Annotated in this window: 16 protein-coding genes; 8 read left to right on the forward strand and 8 right to left on the reverse strand. The window is 63.4% G+C overall.

The window, feature by feature from the left end:
• Both ACR30Z_RS21480 and ACR30Z_RS21485 read right to left on the reverse strand, forming a co-directional pair.
• Positions 1–891 carry an amidohydrolase family protein gene (locus ACR30Z_RS21480; RefSeq protein WP_434374551.1) on the reverse strand — a complete coding sequence of 297 codons (891 nt, stop codon included), beginning with the start codon at positions 889–891 and terminating at the stop codon, positions 1–3.
• Between the two features lie 2 nt (positions 892–893).
• On the reverse strand, positions 894–1,838 hold the full coding sequence (locus ACR30Z_RS21485) for an SDR family NAD(P)-dependent oxidoreductase (protein ID WP_434374552.1): 945 nt from the start codon (positions 1,836–1,838) through the stop codon (positions 894–896).
• 139 nt (positions 1,839–1,977) lie between these two features.
• On the opposite strand from ACR30Z_RS21485, the gene ACR30Z_RS21490 reads away from it, so the two are divergent.
• From ACR30Z_RS21490 to ACR30Z_RS21500, 3 genes are all read left to right on the forward strand, one after another.
• Entirely contained in the window at positions 1,978–2,436 is a 459-nt protein-coding gene (locus tag ACR30Z_RS21490; protein ID WP_144652511.1) for a MarR family winged helix-turn-helix transcriptional regulator, read from the forward strand.
• Positions 2,437–2,537: 101 nt separating this feature from the next.
• Positions 2,538–2,768 (forward strand): hypothetical protein, encoded by a 231-nt coding sequence (locus ACR30Z_RS21495; protein WP_144652510.1) that lies wholly within the window; start codon positions 2,538–2,540, stop codon positions 2,766–2,768.
• Positions 2,769–2,809: 41 nt separating this feature from the next.
• A complete protein-coding gene (locus tag ACR30Z_RS21500; protein ID WP_434374553.1) occupies positions 2,810–3,541 on the forward strand; it encodes a DUF72 domain-containing protein in 732 nt (243 codons plus the stop codon).
• 23 nt (positions 3,542–3,564) lie between these two features.
• Here the strand turns inward: ACR30Z_RS21500 and ACR30Z_RS21505 are convergent, their stop codons facing one another.
• Entirely contained in the window at positions 3,565–4,026 is a 462-nt protein-coding gene (locus ACR30Z_RS21505) for a GatB/YqeY domain-containing protein (RefSeq protein WP_144652508.1), read from the reverse strand.
• A gap of 41 nt (positions 4,027–4,067) precedes the next feature.
• On the opposite strand from ACR30Z_RS21505, the gene ACR30Z_RS21510 reads away from it, so the two are divergent.
• A complete protein-coding gene (locus tag ACR30Z_RS21510; protein ID WP_434374554.1) occupies positions 4,068–4,814 on the forward strand; it encodes a 3-keto-5-aminohexanoate cleavage protein in 747 nt (248 codons plus the stop codon).
• Here the strand turns inward: ACR30Z_RS21510 and ACR30Z_RS21515 are convergent.
• Positions 4,786–6,087 (reverse strand): NAD(P)/FAD-dependent oxidoreductase, encoded by a 1,302-nt coding sequence (locus ACR30Z_RS21515; RefSeq protein ID WP_434374555.1) that lies wholly within the window; start codon positions 6,085–6,087, stop codon positions 4,786–4,788. The genes ACR30Z_RS21510 and ACR30Z_RS21515 overlap by 29 nt on opposite strands.
• A 133-nt stretch (positions 6,088–6,220) precedes the next feature.
• On the opposite strand from ACR30Z_RS21515, the gene ACR30Z_RS21520 reads away from it, so the two are divergent.
• The gene (locus tag ACR30Z_RS21520; RefSeq protein WP_434374556.1) at positions 6,221–6,997 is read left to right on the forward strand and encodes a histidine phosphatase family protein; all 777 of its coding nucleotides are present in this window, start codon (positions 6,221–6,223) and stop codon (positions 6,995–6,997) included.
• On the forward strand, positions 6,975–7,904 hold the full coding sequence (locus tag ACR30Z_RS21525) for an NAD(P)H-hydrate dehydratase (protein WP_434374557.1): 930 nt from the start codon (positions 6,975–6,977) through the stop codon (positions 7,902–7,904). Before ACR30Z_RS21520 ends, ACR30Z_RS21525 begins: the two co-directional genes overlap by 23 nt.
• A gap of 21 nt (positions 7,905–7,925) precedes the next feature.
• Here the strand turns inward: ACR30Z_RS21525 and ACR30Z_RS21530 are convergent, their stop codons facing one another.
• From ACR30Z_RS21530 to ACR30Z_RS21545, 4 genes are all read right to left on the reverse strand, one after another.
• Positions 7,926–9,593 (reverse strand): RecQ family ATP-dependent DNA helicase, encoded by a 1,668-nt coding sequence (locus tag ACR30Z_RS21530; protein WP_434374558.1) that lies wholly within the window; start codon positions 9,591–9,593, stop codon positions 7,926–7,928.
• A gap of 141 nt (positions 9,594–9,734) precedes the next feature.
• Complete coding sequence (locus ACR30Z_RS21535; RefSeq protein WP_144652504.1) at positions 9,735–10,343, reverse strand: dihydrofolate reductase family protein; 609 nt, start codon at positions 10,341–10,343, stop codon at positions 9,735–9,737.
• Between the two features lie 68 nt (positions 10,344–10,411).
• Positions 10,412–11,974, reverse strand: a complete 1,563-nt coding sequence (locus ACR30Z_RS21540; protein WP_144652503.1) for a glycoside hydrolase family 32 protein — start codon at positions 11,972–11,974, stop codon at positions 10,412–10,414.
• Positions 11,975–12,021: 47 nt separating this feature from the next.
• Positions 12,022–12,144 (reverse strand): hypothetical protein, encoded by a 123-nt coding sequence (locus ACR30Z_RS21545; RefSeq protein ID WP_280115991.1) that lies wholly within the window; start codon positions 12,142–12,144, stop codon positions 12,022–12,024.
• Positions 12,145–12,304: 160 nt separating this feature from the next.
• Between ACR30Z_RS21545 and ACR30Z_RS21550 the strand changes: the two genes are divergently transcribed.
• Positions 12,305–13,741, forward strand: coding sequence for a GH32 C-terminal domain-containing protein (locus tag ACR30Z_RS21550; RefSeq protein WP_144652502.1), 1,437 nt, complete (start codon positions 12,305–12,307; stop codon positions 13,739–13,741).
• A 49-nt stretch (positions 13,742–13,790) separates the two neighbouring features.
• Complete coding sequence (locus ACR30Z_RS21555; protein WP_434374559.1) at positions 13,791–15,128, forward strand: ABC transporter substrate-binding protein; 1,338 nt, start codon at positions 13,791–13,793, stop codon at positions 15,126–15,128.
• The last annotated feature ends 35 nt before the right edge of the window (positions 15,129–15,163 follow it).

Here is a 15,163-nt window from a genome sequence, read left to right on the forward strand (position 1 = left end):
TCAACCACTCAGCCCGAGCAGCCGGACCGCGTTGTCCTTGAGGATCTTGGGCCGGACTTCGTCCTTAAGGGGCAGGTCCGCGAACGCCCCCATCCACTTTTGCGGGGTGATCAGCGGGAAGTCCGTGCCGAACAGCACCTTGTCCTGCAGCACCGAATTGGACAGCCGAACCAAGGATTCCGGGAAGTACTTGGGCGACCACCCGGACAGGTCTATGAACACGTTGGACTTATGCGTCGCGATCGAGTTCGCCTCGTCCTGCCACGGCACCGACGGATGCGCCATGATGATCTGCAGGCCCGGGAAATCAGCCGCCACAGCGTCCAGCAACAGCGGGTTGGAGTACGCCAGCTTGATCCCGTACCCGCCCGGAAGCCCGGCACCCATACCGTTCTGGCCCGTGTGGAAAATACACGGCAACCCCAGCTCTTGAAGCGTTTCCCAGAGCGGGTAGAACGCCTCGTTGGACGGATCGAAGCCCTGCAGCGACGGGTGGAACTTGAACCCGCGGGCACCGAGCTCAACGGCCTGGTGCTTGGCCCCGGCGATCGCGTCCTCCCCCGTCCGCGGGTCCACGCTGCCGAACGGAATCAGCACATCATTGTTCCGGGCAGCCCCTGCGATCAGCTCCGGGATGCTGTTGGGTTCGTGCTTGAGCTGCGTGCGGGCGTCGACGGTAAAGACGACGGCGGCCATGTTCAGTTCGCGGTACACCTCGGCGATCCTGTCCAGGGACGGTGTCCTGTCCTCGGCTTTGAAGTACTTGGCCGAGGCTTCGGTCAGGGCATCCGGGAGCGAGCCGTGGCCGCAGCTGTCCACTTCGAGGTGGACGTGCATGTCGATCGCATCAAGGGCAGCGGCGTCGATGCCCAGCTCGTAACGGTCGGCCATGATCAGCGGGCCTCAGCCTTGGCCGGCTCGGGCTGCAGTTCCTCCGGCAGGGGCAGGAATTCCTCACCGTAGCTCTGCAACGTGTCCGGCCCGAAGAGGGACCCAGCGTTTTCGCGGAGCGCTTCGTAGCTCCAGCCGCCGTCGCGGTACTCCGTGCTCGCCGCCGTCGGGTGCGTCCAGACCTGAAGCCGGTCACCACCGGCGCCGACCGCCTGGCCGGTAATGCCGGCAGCTTCGTCAGAGGCGAGGAAGGCAATGAGCCCAGCGACGTCGTCGGCCGTTCCGAAACCGAGGTCGTGCCGGAAGAAGGACGGCATGGCCTCGCCACGTTCGTCGGCTTCGACCGCCTTCTGGAAGTACGGGACCGTCTTGGTCATGGCAGTGGCAGCCACGGGGATCACGCAGTTCACCGTCACGCCGGCCTTCTTCATCTCCAGCGCCCACGTCCGGACCATGCCCACAATCCCGGCCTTCGCAGCCGCGTAGTTGCTCTGCCCGAAGTTGCCGCGCTGGCCGGTGGGCGAGCCGATGGTGATGATGCGGCCCGCGACGTTGTTTTCCTTGAAGTACGCGAAGGCTTCACGAACGCAGGTGAACGTACCCTTTAAGTGGACGTTGATCACCAGGTCGAAGTCCTCGTCGGTCATCTTCAACAGGCTCTTATCGCGGAGGATGCCGGCGTTGGTAACCAGGATGTCCAGCCGACCGAACGCCTCAACGGCGCCGGCAACCAGCGCCTTGGCTGCGTCCGTGGTGCCCACTGGAACGACGACGGCGGTGGCCCGTCCGCCGTCGGCCTCAATCTGCGCGACTGCTTGCGCTGCGGTCTCGGCGTTCACGTCGTTGATCACGACGGCGGCACCGTGGCGGGCGAGTTCCCTCGCGTAAGCGAGGCCAAGACCCTGTCCACTCCCGGTGACGATTGCAACCTTGCCGTTCAAGCTCATGGCGTGCTCCTTCGCATGCAGTAACCGGCCGGAGCCGGTGGGGCCGATCCCACTGCGGCGTGAGATCCTTGTCATGATCAATGAGAATACGGATCATTGAAAAAGTCAACGATTGTTTTTCATTACTATTGGAGTTGTCATGGGCCCGCAAAGCACCGAAGTGGAAACCCCGCGCCTGGCCGAGGCCAAAATCGGCAACGACGTGGGCCTGCTGCTGGCCAAGCTGCATGCCACTGGCTCACTGCTGAACAACAAGGCGCTGGCGGACTACGGCCTCCGGGAGCGGTCCTTCTCCGTGCTGACACTCGCCTGCAGCGGGCTGGAACCGACGCAGCGCGAGCTCGCCGACTTCCTCAGCCTGGACCCCAGCCAAGTGGTCAGCCTGGTGGACGACCTTGAACACCGCGGCCTCGTCAAACGAGCCCAGGGCAAGCAGGACCGGCGCGCGAAAATCATCGTCTCCACCGCCGAGGGCCGCAGGATCCACAACAAGGCGCGGGCGGCGCTTGAAGTGTGCGAGCAGACGCAACTCGCCGGACTCAGCGAAGACGAGAATGCCCAGCTAAGAGCCCTGCTGAAGAAGGCCCTCTGGGGCTAGGTTCCTGCCGCGGTCCGGATGGACATCTGCACAGCCGCGCAGTACAGGCGTATGCACCTGTCCATACCGGCATGGCGGCGCATCTGTCAGGATCGGGAAGTATGAACCTCCCACTCTTCCACGATCCCCTGCAAGGAGCCGTCACTGTCGACGCGCCCTCGCGCGATCCCCAGCTCCGCCGCCCGGCCCACACAACCCGACGGCAGGCACACCCGGCAACGCGCAGTGCCAAACCCAGTTCCAACCCAACGCACAGCGCCCGGCAGCGCGAAGTCGCCAAGGTGGCCGAAGATCTCCAGGCGTTGATGGCGAGGACAGCCCACCAGCAGTAGCCCTTCCGTTAGCGACCATCCGGCCGGGGTACATTCACAGCATGGGCATCCACATCGGTACGTCGGGTTGGAGCTACGACCACTGGGAAAATGTGCTCTACCCGCCGGGGCTTGCGGCTTCGAAGCGCCTGGCCCAATACGTGGCCAAGTTCAACACGGTGGAGCTCAACGCGAGCTTTTATCGTTGGCCCCGGGACACTTCATTTGCGAGTTGGCGAGACCGCCTACCCGCGGGCTTTGCCATGTCCGTCAAAGCGCCAAGGGGACTCACGCACGCCAAGAAGCTCTACGGTCCGGAGGTGTGGGTGGAACGGATCATCCGCTGCTGGCACGAGCTTGGCGACAAACGTGCCGTGCTGCTGGTCCAGCTCCCACCCGGTTTTGCCCGCGACGACGCCCGTTTGGACTACTTCCTGGCCGCCTTGCCCCACTGGATCCGCGTTGCCGTTGAGTTCCGGCATGACAGTTGGGACCACCCCGATGTGTATTCACTGCTGGAACGCCACGGTGCGGCCTACTGCATCATGAGTGGCGCCAACCTGCCCTGCATCCTGCGGGCCACCGCGCCGTTCGTCTATGTTCGACTGCACGGCCCGGACCACCAGCATCTTTACGGCGGCTCCTATTCGGACGACGATCTACGCTGGTGGGCTGACCGGATTCGCGAGTGGAGCGGGTCCGGCAAGGACGTATACGCCTACTTCAACAACGACGGCGGCGGCAACGCCGTGCGGAACGCTGACACTTTGCGGTGGCTGCTTGGGCTCAGCTAAGTCGCTGATGCAACTGGTAATAATCAGGCCAGGCGTCCGCGAACAATCTCGCTGACGGTCTTGCCATCGAAACGACCTGCCACCTTGGCAGTGACCGGCTTCATGACGGCACCAATGGAACGCATGGAGAGTTCCTGCCCGTCGGCCTTCAACGCAGCGATGGCCTGGTCCACGATCGCTTCCACCTCTTCGCGGGTGAGCGCCTTGGGGAGGTAAGCCTCGATGATTTCCGCCTCTGCGACTTCGGCCGCAGCACGGTCAGCTTCTCCGGCTTCCGTGTAGATGCGGGCGGTGTCCCGGCGCTTGGCAGCTTCCTTCTGGAGCAGCGACGTCACCTGCGCATCGTCGAGTTCCACCGGTGTCTTGCCTGATTTCTCCCGGGTAGTGATCTCGCCCAACACATTACGCACAGTGGTCAACGCGATCTTATTGCCGGCCTTCATATGGTCGACGACGTCAGCTTTCAAGCGTTCTTTGAGTGTCATGATGCTCCTTGTTTCCGGGTTCCTCCTGCTATCTTCCCAGCATGAGGACACGAGTGTTGCTCCAGGCTTGCCTCAACGGTGACCGCCCCGTAGCCGAACACCCTCGTCTGACGGCGCATCCGGTTGATTTTGCCCACGAAGCGGCGGAAGCTGCAGCGGCGGGCGCCCAGTCCTTGCACGTCCATCCGAAGAATCATCGAGGCGAAGACAGCCTGGAAGCACGCCACGTGGCTTCTTGGCTGAAAGCCCTTCGTGCAGCGTGCCCGGGTATTCCCTTGGGCGTGACCACGGGCGCCTGGATCGTGCCTGACCCAGCAACACGTTTGAAGATGATCGAGTCGTGGGTTGAACTACCCGATTTCGCCTCCGTGAACTGGCATGAACACGGCGCAGAAGATGTGGCCCGTGCCCTTCACGCGCGGGGAATCGGGATCGAAGCCGGCATCTGGCATGCGGAGGGCGCACGTCAATGGGCTGCATCGCCACTGCACAACAAGTGCCTGAGGGTCCTGGTGGAAATCCAAGACATCCCCGCTGAGAATGTGACGGCGGAAGCTGAAAGCCTGGTGGCATTCGCACGCACATTCGCTGGGACCACGCCTATTCTGCTTCACGGTGAGGATCGTTCGGCGTGGCCGGCATTGGGCCTTGCTGCTCGATGGGGTCTGGACTCACGTATCGGGTTGGAGGACACACTCCTGTTGCCGGACGGGACACTGGCCACGGGAAATGCCCAGCTTGTTGCTGCTGCCGCCAACGCTATAGACGCGGGTCAGGCAGCCCCCTGATTCCCGTTTCCTCCGGCGCGGGCGGTTCTTTCTCCATGGGCCCGCTCACCACCACCTGGGCAGGGCTGTGCAGGATGTAACCGTTGAGCCAGGAGAACAATGCACGTACCTTTTGCTGGAGTCCGGACAACAGTGCGAGGTGGACCAGGAGCCAGGACAAAAAGGCGAAAATCCCCTGAAGCTGGAGGCGTTTGCGGCCAAGTTCCGCCACAGCAGCACCTCGTCCGACCATCGCCATGTAGCCCTTGTCGAGGTATCGGAATGGCATGCGGGTGCCCCCGCTGAGGTCCGCGAGGATGTTGGTGGCAGCCCATTTCCCTGCTTGTTGAGCGACCGAACCCAACTGAGGCAATTTTGCCCCGGTGGAATCAGTGATGTTGGCAGCATCGCCGATCACATACACGCCCTCGACGTCCGGCGCGGTGAGATCCGGGTGAACGTCGATGCGACCACCTCGCCCTTGGGTCAGCCCCGAGCCGGCAATAATATCGCCCGCTTTCAGGCCGCCAGCCCACACGACGATCTGTCCCGGTACGGAACTCCCGTCTGCCAGGGTCACGCCGTCCTCCCGAACCTCGGTGACGCCCACTCCCATATGCAGTTGAACACCGACCTTCTTCAAATGCTCAGTTGCATACTTCTGGGACTTTGACGAGAACATATTCAGGACGCTGGGCACCATGTCCACCAAATGCACGCGGCACCGCGCTGCGAGCTCCGGGGAGAAGTACTTCCGCACCACGTATTTGACGTTCTCAGCCATTGCTCCGGCAGTCTCAACACCCGTGGGACCACCTCCCACCACCACCACGTCCACGAAGGTGTCAGGGTTCCGGTCGGCCTCGTCCAGGAGCCGGGTGAGCCCCGTGCCAAGTCTGGTGGCATCGGTGACGGAGTACAGCGGGAAGGCCAACTCCTCCGCGCCCGGAGTGTTGAAGAAATTGGGGACTGCGCCAACTGCGATGACCAGGAGCTCCGCCCGCAGGGTCTGGCCGTCCTCCGTCGTGACGGTCCGCTGTGCTGCATCCACGGACTCCACCTTGGCGGTGAGAACTTTGACCGTCTTGAAGCGTCGGAATACGGATCGGAGTGGCCGGGCAATCGCCGAGACCCCGATCTGCGAAGTAGCTACCTGGTAAAGAAGGGGCTGGAACTGGTGGTAGTTGTTTGAGTCGATGAGCAAGACGCGTATGCCTTTGCGGCCAAGTTCCTTGGCTGCTGCAACGCCTGCAAATCCGGCACCGACCACAATGACTTGGTATGTGTCCTTCATGCGAGCAACTTACTTCACTGGCGGGCCGGGCGACAGGGTTCCCAACCGCCGTCGTGCGTTTATTCTCTGGACCGGTGGGTACTCAGTGGGTAGTGTTCTGCATTCGGCAAGGCGCGCGGAGGGGTGATCTTTTGTGAACGAGGACGGGCTGACAGACGCGGTGCAGGAGGCCGGTGCTGTGGAGTTGCTGCTGATCAGGCATGGTGAGAGCGAAGGCAACCTAGCTGCAACTGAAGCACGTCTAGCGGGGGCGGAGATCATCGATGTTCCGGCCAGGGACCCCGACGTGAATCTGTCAGGCACCGGGCAGGAGCAGGCCAAGGCCCTGGGGACAGCATTGGCCCGGATCGCGGCAGAATCCAGGCCGGACGCTGTGGTCTCCTCCCCCTACGCTCGTGCCAGGCAGACGGCGGAAATCGCCGTCGAGGCTGCCGGCTGGCCCGTGAAGGTACTCACCGACGAACGCCTCCGGGACCGGGAGCTGGGCATCCTGGACAGGCTGACCCGGCTGGGCGTGGAGACGCGGTACCCGGACGAGGCCGAACGTCGACTCTGGCTGGGCAAGCTGTACTACCGTCCGCCGGGTGGGGAGTCGTGGGCCGACGTGGCGCTCCGCCTTCGCTCGATCCTGGACGAACTCAACACCCTGGGAACGGGGCACAGAGTGATGCTGGTCTGCCATGACGCCGTGATCCTTCTGGTTCGATACGTTTTGGAGGGCATGTCCGAAGAGGAGATTCTGGACCTTGCCGCGACGACGTCGGTTTTGAATGCCTCGATCACCCGGTACGTGCGTCCAAAGGGTGCCGGGCCGTGGACGCTGGAGAGCTTCAATGTGGCGGACCACCTGACGGAACAGGGCGTCACTGTCACCGAGCATGCGGGGGATGCCAGTGTCCACCCCCAGTGATTCAAGCGCCCTCACTTTGGTGACACCGTCGCTGCTGCGGGACTGGCCGCTGCCTGCCCCCGGCGATGACAAGTACTCGCGCGGAGCAGTGCTGGTTGTCGGTGGGGCGCGGGCAACCCCGGGCGCGGCCCTGCTCGCCGGTACTGCGGCGCTTCGTGCGGGGGCCGGAAAACTTACCCTGGCTGTTGCCGAGTCGGCGGCAGTGCAGGTGGGCGTTGCGCTGCCCGAGTGCGGCGCCCTGGGTCTGCCCGAAACCGCCGACGGTTCCGTGACCGGGGAGGGACTGGACCGGATCTCGCCGTACTTGGAGCGTTCCGACGCCCTGCTGATCGGGCCGGGCTTGGACGACCTCGACCTCGCCGAGGCTCTCCTGCGAGCGCTGCTTGAGCGGGAGGTCACCGCCGGTGTCACCGACCCCGGAGGAGGAGCCGCCGTCGTTCTGGACGCCTATGCTTTGGGAGCGCTGGGCAAGGTGGAGGACCGGCTTGGACCATGGCGGGGCCGCCTGATCCTCACGCCCAATCCCACGGAAGCTGGGATCCTGCTGGGCCGCGACGTGGAGGACCTGGAAACTGCGGTAGTGGACATTGCGCGGCGGTTCGACGCAGTGGTGAGTTGCCAGGGCTATATCGCGGGGCCGTCAGCCGAAGCAGCTCAGGACACTGAGCTGTGGAAGATCACCACCGGGTACGGCGGGTTGGGGACATCGGGCAGTGGGGATGTATTGGCGGGTGCCATCGCGGGGCTGCGGGCGCGGGGAACCAGCGGCTCCCAGGCTGCCTGCTGGGGCACCCATCTTCACGCAGCCGCTGCAGACCGGTTGGCCAGCAAGCTCGGCCCGCTCGGGTTCCTGGCCCGCGAGCTCGCCGACGAACTGCCCGCTTTGATGCTGGAACTGAACACGTAAACCATCCCAAGTCCGTACCTTCTAAGCGGGCTTCAGCAGGTCATGCTCCACGACGGCGGTACGGGAAAGGGTCTTGTACCCCTCCTGCTCGAACAAGACAGTGATGACATCGTCCTCATAACGCATCACCAGGCCCTGCCCCCACTCCTTGTGGATCACGGTGGACTGCAGCGGGAACGTCTCGTCGTCCGATGAGGCGAGGTGTTCTGTGGAACCGGGCCCGGCGGCGTCGTTTGCAGCGTCAATGCAGGCGTCACAGTTGCCGCAGGGCTCCGGCATGTCCTCACCGAAGTAGGCCAGCACGAACTGGCGGCGGCAACCGTCCGTCTCCGCATAGGCGCGCATCATGGTGAGCCGGGACTCGTCCACGCGCTGCCGGGCCTCGGCCATGTCGACGGCGCGCCCCACCAGCGCGGGAAGCTTGGCTTTGGAACCGAGCCTGATCCCGCGCTTGCCCGTGGTGACAGCGCCCGCGTCCTCCAATTGGTTCACCAGCGCCGTGACGCGGCGGGCGGGAAAGCCTGTGAGCTCCGCCAGCGCGGTCTTTGGAGCAGGCGCACCGGCATTCTTTATGACCTTCAACACCGCCAGGAGCGCCTCGGGGTCGGGAGCGTGCGTGCCGAAGAACTTCCGCAGGCCAAGGTCCTCCGCGCGGTAATGCAAAATGGCTGAGGCAGGCTCCCCGTCGCGGCCGGCTCGGCCGATCTCCTGGTAGTAGGCATCCAGGGACTCAGGAATGTCGGCGTGCACCACGAACCTCACGTTTGGTTTGTCGATGCCCATCCCGAACGCCGTGGTGGCTACTACTACGTCCAGGTGGTCATCCTGGAACTGCTGGTGAATACGCTCGCGCTCAGCGGCCGGTCGACCCGCGTGGTAGGCCTCGGCACGCAGGCCGTTCTCCACCAGTTTGGCTGCGTACTTCTCTGTATCTTTGCGGGTGGCCGCGTACAGCAGCCCCATTCCTTCCGTCTTCGCCAGCGCGGAGACTTGCTCCAGCACGGCTTTGCGTTTGCCCTTGTCTTCCTGATGGCGGATGACGTCGAGGCTGATGTTGGGCCGGTCGAAGCCGCGGACCAGAATAAGCGGGTCTTTCATGCCAAGCCGATCCACAATCTCGTCCCTGACAGGTGGGGACGCGGTGGCCGTCAGTCCCACTACGGGCGGGTTGCCCAGACGCTCGCGGACGCTGCCCACATCGAGGTAGTCAGGGCGGAAGTCATGGCCCCAGGCCGAGACGCAATGCGCCTCGTCCACCACGAACATGGTGATGTCCAGCTTCTTCAGCCGGTCCACCGTCTCCTGCTTGGCCAACTGCTCCGGCGCCAGGAACAGGAACGTGGCTTGGCCGGACTCGGCTGCCTGCCAGGCCGCCTCCACCTGTGAGTCGCTTCGGGACGAATTGATGGCGACGGCGGCTCCGTCACCTAAGTGGTCGGTCAGCGCGTCCAGTTGGTCCTCTTGCAGGGCAATCAGGGGAGAAACCACGACGGCGGGGCGTCCGGTCTGGTTGTGAAGGTACCGGGCTGCGACCTGGTAAGTAGCGGATTTGCCGTACCCGGTGGGCATTACGGCCAGGACATCGCGGCCCTCAACGAGGGCGCTCATTCCCGGGAGTTGGCCGTCGCGCAGGGCAGGCAAAGAAAATGACGACGCCGCAAGGGCCGCCAGGGCAAGATCATCGGACATTAAACTATGGCTCCGCATAAATGGTTCCTGCGGCCACTTGCATCAGCCGAGATGACCAGCCTAACCCGGGCGGGGACCCGCCGTCGTCCGCTGTTCTTCCGGTTGTGGATAACGTCTGCGCTTATGGAATCAGGACGGTCTTCACGTGCGCACCCGGTAGCTGAGGTGGGTCACACGCGTTCCGGGAATAACGACGGGTTCATCGAGCATGATGTCCGTGTCCAGTTGCCCAAACCAGCGGACTCCACGACCCAGCAGAACAGGTACAAGGTCGACGCGGAGCTCGTCCATCACCCCCAACCGCAAGCATTGCTGCACGACGTCTGCGCCGGCGATCCCAATCTCCGCGCCGGCCGCACGTTCGGCAGCACGATCGAGGGCCGTTGTGAGGTCGCCTGCGAATTCGAAGGGCGCGGGCATTCCATCCCGACGGCTCGGAGGCCAATCCGCGGGCGGTTCGCGGTGCGTCAAGACGACGGTCGGCGACTCATTGGGCGGGTGCCCTCCCCACCCCTTCGTCATGTCGAAGATGCGGCGGCCGGCAATGAACGCTCCCTCACGCGGGAGTGAGCTCCAGTAGACGGCATCGGCTTCGCTGAGATGGAACGGCCGGGGATGTCCGGGCATCCAGGTTTCACGTTCTCCGGCCTCATACCAATCGAACAGGGGCCCTACGCTGTCATCCTCGCGTGCGATGAAACCGTCAAGGGACACCGAAAACTGGGCGGAAACACGGCTGTTCTTGTACATGGACCCAGTGTGTTGGCGGCGGGCGGGATGTCAAGGCCGCAGCGGCCCGGCACCCCGCCCCCCTGCAGTTAGATCGGGTTCCCGAACTCGCGGATGGTGATGCCGGTGAAGTTAGCCGGGCCCCCATCCGTGTAGAGCGAAATACCGGTGTCGCCCTCCGCAAAATGCACCTGCTGCGACACCACGGTGTGTCCGGAATTCACGAACACCTCCACGCTCTGGGTGTCCACGAAGATGCGCAGGTGCACCGACCTGGCGCTGGAGTCGATGGGCGCGGCGGCGCGCGTGTAAGGCGCCAGCGCGTAGCCGCTTTGATCCGACGGCGCACGGTCAACATACAGCTCGCCGCCATACTTACCCACATTCGTGTGACGTGATCCATCAGCGGAGCGGCCTACGGAGACCCCAACATTCGTGGCTGCGTCCCACCCGATGTCGAGCTCCAGCTCATAGGCGCGGCCACTCCATGGCAGAACGGCGCTGCCGTTGACTGTGCGGTCAGGGAGGGTGGTGGTAGCTGTTGCGTATCCCTGGAGAGCGGCGACCGGGGAACTGAGCAGGCTGTACCAGCCTCCCGATTGACGCTCCAGCCGCAACTCGCGAACGATCGAGTTCTGTCCGTTGTAGCCATCCGATGCGTCGGTGGGAACGTCCCGTGCGGCATACTTCCAGTTGTTCATCCACGCGACCGCCAGGCGCTTGGTCTCCGGCGCCTCCACGGAGGGCCACGTGACGGCGGCGTACCAGTCCCAGCCCCAGTCGAGCCACTGTGGAGTCAGGTTGTCGGCGATGAAGGCCGTGCCGTTCCAGGTGCCCATCCAATATGCATAGGTCATCGGCAAGCCGACACCGTAGGCATCCATGCTCGCGGCAAACACCCAATGCCGAGAGCCGTCGCCGGCAGTCATCTCGAACAGATCGGGGCACTCGATCCCGCCGAGCGCGGGGTTTGGGTAGTCGAAATTGGAGGTCCACTGCCAATCCCTCAGGTTTGGAGAGGTGTAAAAGGCTGCGTAGCGTGCTCGTCCAATCACGCACACCCACTCGCTGCGCACGGCATCCCAGTGGATCTTGGGGTCGCGGAACCACTCCGCATTGTCGATCTCGGCAGGTGTGCTCGCGGTCCGTCCGTCGGTGTTGACGATGACAGGATCCGGGAGCGCCGTGAAGGTGTAGCCGCCGTCGGTGGACCAGTACAGATATTGCTCCTGGTACTTCCGGATTCCGTCGGTGGGCTGTGTGGCCAATGCGATCACCGCTCCGGCACCGAAGCCGGCCGTGTTGGCAGTATCGACGACGGCCGATCCCGACCAGACAGGGAAGTCGGGTTGCAGGGGCATGACAACGCCCTGGTGGGTGAACGCTACGCCGTCGTTGGTTGTGGCGTGGTCCCAGCCGCCGGGACCGTTGTTCTGCCCGGAGTGCAAGTAGTACAGCTGGTACGCGCCGTTGGTATGGACCGGGCGCTGCGGATCGCAGAGCCAGCCGGACGGTGGCGTCATGTGATAGACCGCCCGGAGGGAAGTCTGTGCGTGCGCGGCTGCCAGAGGATGGAGGCCGCTGAAGGAAAGGGCCAGCGCCCCTGCGCCTGCGCCTTGCAGGACGGTGCGTCGTGAAATGTGGTGCGTCATGGATGGGTTTCCTCTCAAGTTCGGCGGGCGCAGTTGACCGCCGAACGTCATTGGGTGGGCGCAGCGGCAGAAGCGGGAACGCCGACGTTCCCGGCAGCCAGCTGGCCAATATGTGAGGTGGAGAAACCGGTGATGGATGCCGAACCCGCGTTGAGGGGCCGTTGGCTCATCGGCTACGCAGGACGTTAGTGCCAGCGGTCCCCGCTGGTCAAGCGTTTTAGCGTAGGAAAATTTCCCGCAGGTTAATTTTGCTAAAACGCTTGATCACATCCAACTTCCGCGCTAGCTTTCTAGTGATCAAACGCTTTAGCAGAATGGACATCAGCGCAGATGAAACGCTCAGTCTTCTACCAACCCACCGATGGATGGGTTGGAGATCTCATCCCTTTCGAAAAAGACGGGGAGTTTTGGCTCTTCTACCTCCACGAAGTAAGGTCCCATCCGAAACCGGGCACGTCATGGAACCTCGTCACCACCAAGGACCTGACGCAGTTCGAGGACCACGGGGTCGCCCTCCCTCACGGCACCGAAGCGGAACGTGACTTCAACGCGTACACGGGCAGCGTCGTCGTCGATGAAACAGGCGTCCACCACTTGTTTTACACCGGCCAGAATCCCAGCAACCTGGGCGCTGACGGCGCCCCTCTCCAATTGGTCATGCACGCCACCAGCACTAACGGAATGCAGAGCTGGACCAAGCACCCGGAGCTCACCTTCGGAGCTCCCGACGGGTACGAGTCCGGGGACTGGCGGGATCCCTTCGTGTTCCGCGATGACGCCAAGGGCCAGTGGCGGATGCTGCTCGCGGCGCGGCATTCGGAAGGGCCGGAGCGGCGCCGCGGCGTCATCGCCCAGTGCGTGTCCACGGATCTGATGACCTGGGACCACACCGAGCCTTTCTGGGATCCGCGCCGGTACATCACGCACGAATGCCCGGACGTTTTCCAATGGGGCGATTGGTGGTACATGGTCTACTCCGAGTTCTCGGAGTCGTTCACCACCCGGTACCGGATGGCCAAGAGCCCCGACGGTCCGTGGACCGTGCCGACCCTGGACAGCATCGACGGCCGCGCCTTCTACGCCTCCAAGACAGCAGAGCGCGACGGGCGCCGCTTCTTCTTCGGCTGGATCGCCAGCAAGGAAGGCAACAGGGACCACGGCCCTTGGGAATGGGCCGGCACCATGTCTGTCCTGGAGGCCCGCCAGAACCCGGACGGTACGCTCGGATTCTCCTTTGCCGACGAATTGGTGGACAGCTTCTGGGACGACGTCCCGGTCTCCCTGACCAACAACCTGCCCACCCGACTGGAAGCACCTGACGGATACACGGCCCTTGTCTCCGACGAGGACCTGCCCAGCCAGTTCTACGCCAAAGTGATACTGGACATCGCTCCCAACACCACCGAATGCGGGCTGCTGCTGCGCTCCAGCCCCGACGGCGACCATTCCTACATTTTGCGTGTGGAACCCAAGCGCGGGCGGCTCGTCTTTGATCGGTGGCCGCGCGCCATCACCGGCGATGCTCAGTGGCACGTTTCCGGGGACGTCCCGTTCGACGTCGAACTCGAGCGAGCCTGCAACCTCGCCCCGGGCGAGCACACCCTTGAAGTCATCGTCGACGGCGACACTTGCGTCGCCGTCGTCGACCGCCAGGTTGCGCTCAGCGCCAGGATCTACGACCTGGCCGAGGGACGGATCGGCGTTTTCGCCGGCGAAGGATCCGCCACCGTCACAGACCTTGAAATACGTCAACGAACCGACAACTGAATACCCCACCCCACCCCAACCTCTGTTCCAATCAAGGGAGATTGCCGCAATGAAGAAACTACTCCGCGCTGCCGCCGTCGCAGCCGCCGCAGCCTTGGCTTTGACAGCCTGTGGCGGCGGCGGAGGCACCACCGATCCCGCCAATGTCAGCCCCACGGGCGAGGTCAAACCCCGCGAAATATCGTGGCTTCTCTCCAGGCCTGCCGACGGGGCGGTCATCAACATTATGAAAAAGCTCGCCGATGACTATGCCAAGGACCACCCGGGCTTCGCCCTGAACCTGATCACCACGCCGGACCGGCCCTCCTACATCCAGAAGCTCGAAACCTTGGCCGCGGCCAATAAGCTCCCGGAGCTGTTTGATACGGATGCCACCCCGTTCGCACAGCAGCTGGCGAAGCAGGGCAAGATGGTGGACGCCGACAAGTTGCTGAAGTCCTTGGACATCTACGACGACTACCGTCCCGGCGCCTTGGACTATCAGCGCTTCGACGACGGCTCCTTGTACATGATTCCTTTCCAGTTCGAATTGGAGTTCATCTGGTACAACAAGGCGCTGCTGGAAAAAGCCGGCGTCTCCGTGCCGAAATCCCTCGATGACATCCCTGCCATGTGCACGGCGCTGAGGAGCGCTGGAATTACGCCGATCGCCATCGATGGGCAGGATCAGTGGCCATTGGAACGCTACGTTGCATACCAGCCCTTCCGTGAAGCCGGCCCGGACTTCGTCCAAAAACTCAAGAAGGGTGACGCGTCCTTCAAGGACGCCGCCGGACAAAAGACCGTGACATGGATGGCAGAACTTGGAAAGGCCAAGTGCTTCCAGGACGGCTTCTCAGCGCAGGGTTACTCGGATGCGCAGAACCAGTTCACGTCCGGCCAAGCGGCCATGTACAACATCGGAACGTGGGAACTCCCCAGCCTCGCCACAGACAAGCTCAACCCAGCGGTTCGGGACGACATCGATTTCTTCACCCTTCCCACCACTGAAGGGTCCGTGACGGCAGCCAACGAGTTCGTCTCCCCGTCCGGCATCGGCATGGCCGTGAACTCCAAGACCTACGATCCTCTGGTCAGCGACTTCCTGAAATTCGCGCTGGAGAAGTACCCGGCTGAGTACGCCGCCACGGGTGCGCTCTCCCCCACCACCAATGTGCAGACCACCATTCCGGCGAATGCCACCCCGCTGTACAAGAAGGCCCTGGAGACGGCCAACGGCCTCGGCAGCAAGCAGGCCATGCCGTGGGACACCCAATTGGACCCCACCACCAACGGCAGGCTGCAGCAGGAGCTGGTGCTCCTCGTCCAGGGCAACATCACGCCGGAGCAGTTCACGCAAACCATGGACAACGCCATCGAACAGAACGCCCCCAAGTTCTTCAAATAAAACGTAGCAGCGGGGGGCCGCAAGGCCCCCCGCTT

The sequence above is a fragment of the Paenarthrobacter sp. FR1 genome, assembly GCF_051106045.1.
Classification (GTDB): Bacteria; Actinomycetota; Actinomycetes; order Actinomycetales; family Micrococcaceae; genus Arthrobacter; species Arthrobacter nitroguajacolicus_A.